This window comes from Arthrobacter humicola (assembly GCF_039531445.1).
Lineage (GTDB): Bacteria > Actinomycetota > Actinomycetes > Actinomycetales > Micrococcaceae > Arthrobacter > Arthrobacter humicola.
In genome coordinates this window covers 622,485-629,994 of the sequence record NZ_BAAAQB010000041.1, presented here as the reverse complement: position 1 = coordinate 629,994, position 7,510 = coordinate 622,485, and the positions used below count along the sequence as shown (strand labels likewise).

At 65.0% G+C, this 7,510-nt stretch carries 7 protein-coding genes and 1 pseudogene; 2 read left to right on the top strand and 6 right to left on the bottom strand.

Going from position 1 to position 7,510, the window contains the following annotated elements; all coding sequences use genetic code 11:
• Window positions 1–406 precede the first annotated feature (406 nt).
• The 5 genes and pseudogenes from ABD243_RS19450 to ABD243_RS19430 form a co-directional block, all read right to left on the bottom strand.
• Entirely contained in the window at window positions 407–1,726 is a 1,320-nt protein-coding gene (locus ABD243_RS19450; protein ID WP_425547249.1) for an ISL3 family transposase, read from the bottom strand.
• Between the two features lie 60 nt (window positions 1,727–1,786).
• Window positions 1,787–2,008, bottom strand: coding sequence for a hypothetical protein (locus ABD243_RS19445; protein WP_344368024.1), 222 nt, complete (start codon window positions 2,006–2,008; stop codon window positions 1,787–1,789).
• A gap of 95 nt (window positions 2,009–2,103) precedes the next feature.
• Complete coding sequence (locus tag ABD243_RS19440; protein ID WP_344368021.1) at window positions 2,104–2,955, bottom strand: MBL fold metallo-hydrolase; 852 nt, start codon at window positions 2,953–2,955, stop codon at window positions 2,104–2,106.
• 325 nt (window positions 2,956–3,280) lie between these two features.
• A complete protein-coding gene (locus tag ABD243_RS19435) occupies window positions 3,281–4,246 on the bottom strand; it encodes an amidohydrolase family protein (protein ID WP_344368018.1) in 966 nt (321 codons plus the stop codon).
• Between the two features lie 244 nt (window positions 4,247–4,490).
• Window positions 4,491–4,763, bottom strand: a pseudogene (locus ABD243_RS19430) (transposase); the annotation flags it as partial.
• Window positions 4,764–4,934: 171 nt separating this feature from the next.
• Between ABD243_RS19430 and ABD243_RS19425 the strand changes: the two are divergent.
• Complete coding sequence (locus tag ABD243_RS19425) at window positions 4,935–5,426, top strand: hypothetical protein (RefSeq protein ID WP_344368016.1); 492 nt, start codon at window positions 4,935–4,937, stop codon at window positions 5,424–5,426.
• Window positions 5,427–5,529: 103 nt separating this feature from the next.
• Window positions 5,530–5,658 carry a hypothetical protein gene (locus ABD243_RS20970; RefSeq protein ID WP_425547248.1) on the top strand — a complete coding sequence of 43 codons (129 nt, stop codon included), beginning with the start codon at window positions 5,530–5,532 and terminating at the stop codon, window positions 5,656–5,658.
• 426 nt (window positions 5,659–6,084) lie between these two features.
• Here ABD243_RS20970 and ABD243_RS19415 read toward each other — a convergent pair whose 3' ends face one another.
• Complete coding sequence (locus tag ABD243_RS19415; RefSeq protein ID WP_344368015.1) at window positions 6,085–7,239, bottom strand: hypothetical protein; 1,155 nt, start codon at window positions 7,237–7,239, stop codon at window positions 6,085–6,087.
• Window positions 7,240–7,510 lie beyond the last annotated feature (271 nt).

Below are 7,510 nucleotides of genomic sequence, written 5' to 3'. Positions count from 1 at the left end.
GATCGCACCGATCTTTCCGTAGATGACCTCGGCACCCTTGGTGAGGCCGAAGTGGGCCCCAATGAAGGATTCGTTCAAATCCCTCGCCGGAACCGCGTACGGATCGATGCTGCCGCCTGGGAAGATCATGTGTTCCTTTCGTAGGTGGACCTTGTCGTGCCGATCCTACGGGAGCGGCAATATGCGGCGTCGGGCTTGTTGCTTGCCCTCTACAGCATGATCGCCGAGGGTATGTGAAGCAGATTTTCTGAGCCTTGGCCGAACGATCGGCTGCCGGACTCTAAAAGTGGGTCAACGAGAGCAGATGGTTGTTCCACTCCTTGTCGGCATATCAGCGCAGGTAGGGCGACCGGCCCTCGGGCGTTACAACGCCTACATATGCGGCTCTTCGGACATCTGGTGGGGGTCATGGGGTGAGGCCGCCGGCGGCGAGGAGCATGCGGAGCCGGTAGTTCTCGCGGTTGCGGAACCCGCGCGCGAGGCGGCGGTGGAGCTCGATGATCCCGTTCACGGCTTCGGTGCCGCCGTTGGATGATCGCCCGGTGGTGAAGTAGGCCAGGAACGCGTCCTTCCATCGGCGCAGGGTGCGGCCAAGGCGGGCGATCTCGGGGATCGGGCAGGTGGGGAACGTGTCTACAACGCGTTGCGCGATTCGTCGTCCGTCGGCCAGGTTCTTCTGGTGGTAGGCGGAGCGGAGCAGCTGGGCGCACTGCCACGCGACGAACACTTCGTCGTGCGCGGGGTCGGCCTCGACCGCGGCGTGCAGGCGGGCGCTTTGCTTGTCGGTGAGGTTCTCTTCCCCGGCACGGAGGATGGTCTGGATCCCGTAGAGCGGGTCGCCCTTGCGTCCCCGATGCCCGAGCGTGTCCTGCTGCACCCGGCGGCGGACTTCGTCGACCGCTGCGGTGCCGAGCTTGACCACGTGGAATGCGTCGAGCACCGCGACAGCGTCCTGCAGCTTGTCGTCGATCGCGGTCTTGTAGCCAGCGAACGGGTCCAACGCGGCGATCTTGACGCCCTCCCGGAACGCGTCGCCACGCTCGTCGAGCCAGACCTTGTAGACGGCCCCGGACCGGCCGGGCACGAGATCCAGCAGCCTGGCCCGCGTTCTCCCCTTCGCGTCGCGGGTGAGATCGACCATCCCGGTCAGCTCCTTCGGGCCCCGCTTTCGCGAGTCGACGTGATGCCAGACATGCTCGTCCACCCCGAGTGTCGTGACGTTCTCGAACCGAGACTCGTCGGCGGCGAGCCGCACCAGCTCGGGTTCGATCGCACGCCACACCGTCTTCCACGACGTGCCCAGCTGCCGGGCGAGACCGTGCACGGTCGCGTGTTCGCGACGCAACTGACCGACCGCCCACGCGGTTGTGCGCTGCGTGATCGAACCCCGCGCAGCGACCATCGATGGGAGCTGCTCCACGAACGTCTTCTTGCTGCACGCATCGTCGGTGCACCGCCAGACCCGTTGCCGCCACACGATCCGCACCCGCGTCACGCTGGGCACGTCGTGCAGGACCCGTCGGCGTCGTCCGCGGCCCACGGCGATCACGCCGCACGCCGGGCATCCGGTCGGGGCGGCCGGGCTGGATACCGTCACGACTAGCACGTCCTCACGGCGGTCGACATGCTCGACATGAACACCATCGAGACCAACAAGCAGGTCACAACGGGAACACGGGGCGGTGGCCGAGCGCGCGTCAGCGCACCCCGAAGTAAGGTGAAGCACGTCGAGGTCCTCGGTCGGAATCAGGGAGTTAGCACTACTGATCCTCGGGGACCTCGACCCCTACCCGCCCAGCATCAACCCGGCGAGCCCCACACGCCACCGAATGTCCGAAGAGCCATCAATGGCCTCGTCTACATCCCGTACGCCGACGACTCTCAATGGCGGGAAGTGTGGCGCCGCGAGCTCAAGCAGGCCGGATTCGCTACAGACTGATTGAGTCGCCGACACGGCCTCGCCATGTGGCCCGGCGTTCGGCTCGGCGGTGATGAGCTCCTTTTCCATGTCAAGCAGCGTTGACCCAGTCGATCACGTCACTGTGCGGGTGGCGATGCCTTGATCGTGGCTGCGCGGGCGACCGCAGATCAGTGGTATCCGCGTCACATCGCGGCGGGTCGCGGGACTGGGACCGATTCCCCCAGGCCGGCGTAGAGGTAGCGGTCGCCGAACGCCTCGCTCAGTGTCAGGAAGGCAGGTTCACCCGTGCAGTGTCCCGGGGCGATGGTCTGCACGTGCCAATTGTCGCGAAGTGCGTGCGCGACGCGACGCACCTCGGGCTCGTCGGCGAGGACGAGATGGAGGCCGCCGACGATGCAGTAGACACGGTCGTCGATCGCGGCAGCGGCCTCCAGGATCCGCTCGATCCCCGGGTGGGAGCATCCCACCAAGAGCACTAGTCCCTGCGATGTCGACAGCGCGAGGGTGATCTCGCGCAGCTCACGCGTTCCCGGCACCTCCGAGACGACGGGGATCAGCCACGCGTTGCTCCCTAATGGGGTCAATTCCTCGACCCAGCTGAATCGTGCGCCGGGCCACGGCGTGCCGTGGTGGATGACGTCGGGAGGTTCGCCGTCGTAGTACTGCATGGACCTTGGCAGCGACGGACGGCGCGGGTAAAAGTGGCCGGGCAGGCGCGAGCCGAACACGCCGTACAACTCGGCCGGGGCGTAGACAGGGACGTCGGGGTTTATGTGTAGGAGGTGACCGAGCCCGGAGGTGTGGTCGCCGTGCCGATGCGAGACCACAACAAGGTTGATCGCGCGCAGGTCAACACCGAGGGCGTCGGCGTTGGCGGCAAGCGTCGACGAGTCGTTTCCGGTGTCGAAAAGGATCCGACGCCCCTCGAACTCGACGAGTGCGGCGAATCCCCAGTCCTTGATCAGGCCGGGTCGGTTCCCGAACGCGTCGTGGAGGACCGTGATCCGGTTAGTCGTGCCGTCCCAACGCTCCATTCCCTAACCTGACCACACCACACGGCGTACGTCCAGCGGGGCGGAGGGGTGCCGTGCCCGCGGATCCATGGGACCTCGTTCGTCAGGGCTGGCTAGCGACCGGGTCCTCGGGAGCCACCGATGACCCCTACCGGATGTCCGAAGAGCCACATATGCCTTGTGGACCGCTCCCGACGTAGGCAGTGCCCTATTTGACGTCGATCCATTCGACCATGCAGCGACGCACCGGGTGGAGAGGTCCTCGCTGCGAAAAACGGCGAGGGGCCATAGAGACAGGAAGACCACCGGAACCCCTGGCCAGGGAGCGCAACGCGCACAATATGAATTAAGTCCGCTCAGGCCTCAACCGGGGAAAAAGCGCCTCGGAATTGCCGCGGTCTATCGCCGCACGCAATCCGGGATCCAGCGGATAGTTCTCATACTGCATGTTCAGGAAATCGATCGCCGCAGAGGGGGCGAAGGGGAAGTCAGTGCCGTATGTGATGCGGCCCGGGTCAGCTACCTCGAGCAGGCTTGGCAGGGCCGCCGGGCTGGCGGATAGGGCCACGTCGTAGTAAAAACGCCGCAAGATGGACTGCTTCTTATCTCCCAGCGCCGCCAGCGCGCTGAGGGCCAGATCCTTATCGTTGAGCATCGTCAGCAGGATCCTGTAGGCGATGTAAGGAACGAAACCGCCCGCGTGGGCCAGGATGAACTTGATTCCCGAGAACTTTTCCATAGCACCCGACAGGACCAGGCTGATAGCGGTGCGGGTGGTGTCGAGCATGAAATCTGCGGCAAAGGCGGGTATGCCCGGCACCGCCGGAGCGGGCAGTTCAGCGGGGTGGATGAACACTACGGCCCGGCGGTGGTGCAGGAACTCCAGCAGAGGCTCAAAGCCAGGATCGCCCAGGTAGCGGCCGTCGTTGTTGGCCAGCAACACGATCCCGTCCGCGAGCAGGGTGTCCAGGGCGTACTGGGCCTCCGCCAGGGCGCCATGTACGTCCGGCAGTGTGAGCGTCGCGAAGAACCCGAACCGCTCAGGCCGGGCCGCGACCACCTCTGCACAGTATTCATTGATCTCCCGGGCCCGCCGCCGTGCCTCCGCAGCGTCCCCGAAGTACACGCCGGGCGTGGACAGGGACAAGATGCCGGTCTGCACCTCGTGCCTGTCCATGAACTTCAACGCTGAGCGCTCGGACCACGACGGCAGGCCAATGCCGCCGGGGCGGATGCCCTTTTCAAGCATCCAGCGCGCATACCCAGGCGGAACGATGTGCTGGTGAGTGTCAATGCGGTACGGACGGGCCATCCGGATCCTTGTCCACGTGCTCGTTTCGCTGATACGCGGGACCCTCAGCGGATGTGAACAATCTACTCCCAAACCCGACCCATGAGCAGACCACCGGACCGTGCCAGGGACTCAGCCAGACCGTCAGTGGGCGCTCTTCACAATCGTGTGCACCAACCGCCGCGGGCGCTGGGGGCCGTTCACTTAGTCGCCCTGCTGGTGCTCCGCGGTCAGCGTGCGTCCGGGGGTGTCCCTATGCTTTTGGTCAAGCGGCCTGGAGTGCCTTTTCTTGGTAGAGGGTGCCGTTTTTGAGCATCGCGTGGATGACGTCGCAGCGCCGGCGGGCGAGGCAGATGATGGCGGCGTTGTGTTTCTTTCCTTAGGCGCGTTTCCCGTCGTAGTAGGCCTTGGAGAGCGGGTCGTGGCAGGAGGCTATCCAGGAGGATCTGAAGAGCGCATTTTTGAGTTGTTTGTTGCCGGAGCGGGCAGGGAATTCGCCGCGGATGGAGGTGCCGGACCGGCGGGTGACGGGCGCGATGCGGAACGACGACCGGCAAGTACCTTGATCTTCAACGACCCAAGGAATCCGGCGCACAGGACGGCATCCAGTCCCTCCGCCATTGAACCTGTGCCGTCAGTCAATGTGCCTCCCGATTGTGGCCGCCTGAACTGGACCGGATGGCACTTATTGTCCATTCTTCCGCGGCCTGTGAGCGCCATGGCCCCGTTCTTTGGCGCCTACCGTCCTGATTCGCTGCAACCTGATGCCGGCCGGGCGTGGCCGCCGTCGCCGTCGGCCCTGGGTCTCGAGGAGCTCGCCGCCGAGCTGGCCGGGTTCCTGGGAGGACGGCAAAGTCCGGGTCTGAACCGGCCGCCATCTGCGACTGGTCTCAGAAGCAGCGTGCAGGATTCCGGCGTTTGGCGGGACCAGCTGGTGGCAGAGATCGAGGATCTCGCCAGGGACCTGAAAAGAAAGGTCGCCCGGTATGCGTCGTTGCGGGCAGCCCACTCCGGCGCGAGCACGGCCCCGGCCGATGCCGCCGCCGTGACGTGCATCCACCAGGCACTGGAAGATATCGCCGCGACTGCCCTGGGCCTGGCGACCGCATCACGGGAATTGTTCCTTCGGGCAGGGATGAACGCCGGGCAGGCTTTGAAAGTTGGGACAGCACAGGAAGAAACGGCAGCAACTGCAGAATAATCCGCAGCATCGGAGTTAGCCAGACCTATCCTCGACGCCACCAGCCCTTTCTGGGTCGACGCCCTCACCGGGCTCCGCGGTACCCCCGGGTCTATTGGGCGTCATGCTGGCCACGACCGATTCGGCCACCAGGCCACGGGGAGCTGTGACCGGATCGACGGCACGACCCCCGGTCATCCTCCTCGTCGAGCCCGTCGTCGGCATCGAGGAAGCCAACGACGCGAAGGCCTAGGTTGCCGTCCGCCTTGCCTTTGGCTCGGGTGACTTCCGCCGCGACACTGGCAGGGCGGCCACCCCGGAAGCCATGGGCTACCCGCGCCAAGCTGGTGGGAGCCAGCCGCGTCGGCAATCTACCCGCCCCATCGACGGCCCACGGCCGGCACGAGGACGCCGCCTAAAAGGGAATGACCGGCAACTTGCCGTCACACAGGCAGCGCTGAAGAAAATGTAGTGATACACGGGCTGTTCCCTCGCCTCGGCGACATCCATTGCTTCTGTACGCCATGAGGGCCCAGTCCTGACTCCGTCCACAGGTCGAGAGCATCGCAGTGACCCGGCCTGCATCAGCCTCTGAAGGTATCTCGGATGAAGATCACAGTTGTCGGATGGAAACTTGGTACTCGGCCCCAGCCCTCCGGCGCTAGGGGCATGGGCGTGTCTATTCGGGGCCGCGGATGTCGAGTTGGGGATCTTCGGGTTGGGCTTCCGATGCCACCCGGTTGGCTGGCCGCTTGGGCGGAATCTGGGCCGTCACCAGTCTCCGGGTTCCACTCCAAAGTGCCGGGGGCGCGTCGATGACGTAGGCCAGTCGGTAGGCAACTGGCTCATAGTTAAGCCTCCACCCGCGGAAGTGCGGCCACGCCTGTTCCGCCGAATGTTCCACCGGGTACCCGACCGACCGGAGCATGTCCACGGCCTCGTTGAATTCGGCAAACGTCAGCTCGGTCTCGGCGTCCGGGTCGACGTCCTCCACGACGGGGATGGAGAGCGCGTACGCGATCTGGTTCAGGCAGGAAAATCCCATACGGAGAAGCAGCCGGGCCCTTAGGGTTGGCGCGGTGCCGGGACTGAGGGAGAGTTGCAGGGCGGCACTGTCCATGACGCTGAGCAGCGCGATCAGCCAGTTCGAATCTGGCAGCGGGGACCGGAGCGTGCAGAGAGTGAGATAGGTGCCGTGAGACTCGGCAACCTCCGCCGCCCAGCGTTCCCAGGTGCCGTAGAGCGCCCCCAGCTCCGCAGTGCTGTCTACGGTCGAGAGCCCGAACCGGGTCCGGATGAGAAGTTCCGGGCCCCAGGCCGGGGACCCGGCACGTGACACAAGAAGGGTCACTTCGGATTCCCGACGGTTGAAAGCCGCGTACAGGGTGGGCAGGTACCCGATCTGTAGCGCGATGACGACCAGGCCGGTGAAAGCCGCCGAGTACACCAACAACGTGTTCCCCAGCTCGTCCGGCGGAGCGTAGCCGAGCGTGAACAGCGCCGACCCCGCCTCGCTGAACGCCCGGCCCGGCTGGTTCTGGACGAAGGGAAGAAGCATCAGTGCGAAGGACAGGTAGAACAACAACATCCACATGCCGAGCCGGATGAACAAAGACATCGGTGCCTGCCAGGCAAGCAACCGGTCCAAGCGCCGATATGTCCTGATCGGACGGCGGGCCACAGCAAAAATCGCCTTAGCCAGCAAAGCCGCTGCCTCGGAAAGCCGGTCCTTGTGCTGCCGCGGCACAATCAGAGTCCCGATCACGCTCGTCCACGTCCAGACCAGGATGAGTACACCCGCGGAAAAAGCCACCCACCCAACAACTCCAGCCATCTGATTCCTCACCGATCCTTCACGCACGTCCTACCAACTACGAGCCCGGACAATCACTGCACGCCCGTCCCTACCGTACGGGTCCCTGGCCACCCACGGTTTGCGTCCGAAGACGTCGTCGATGATGAGCAGTTCGACCAGTTTGATGATGCCGTAGTTTGACGGGGCCAGTTCGACCGGCCGCCTGGGCTAGTTCCTCGGAGTGTCACGACGCGGCTTCCAGCTTGGCCAGGCGTTTTCCGGCCCAGCTCCCGTCCCGGTGTTCCGCCGG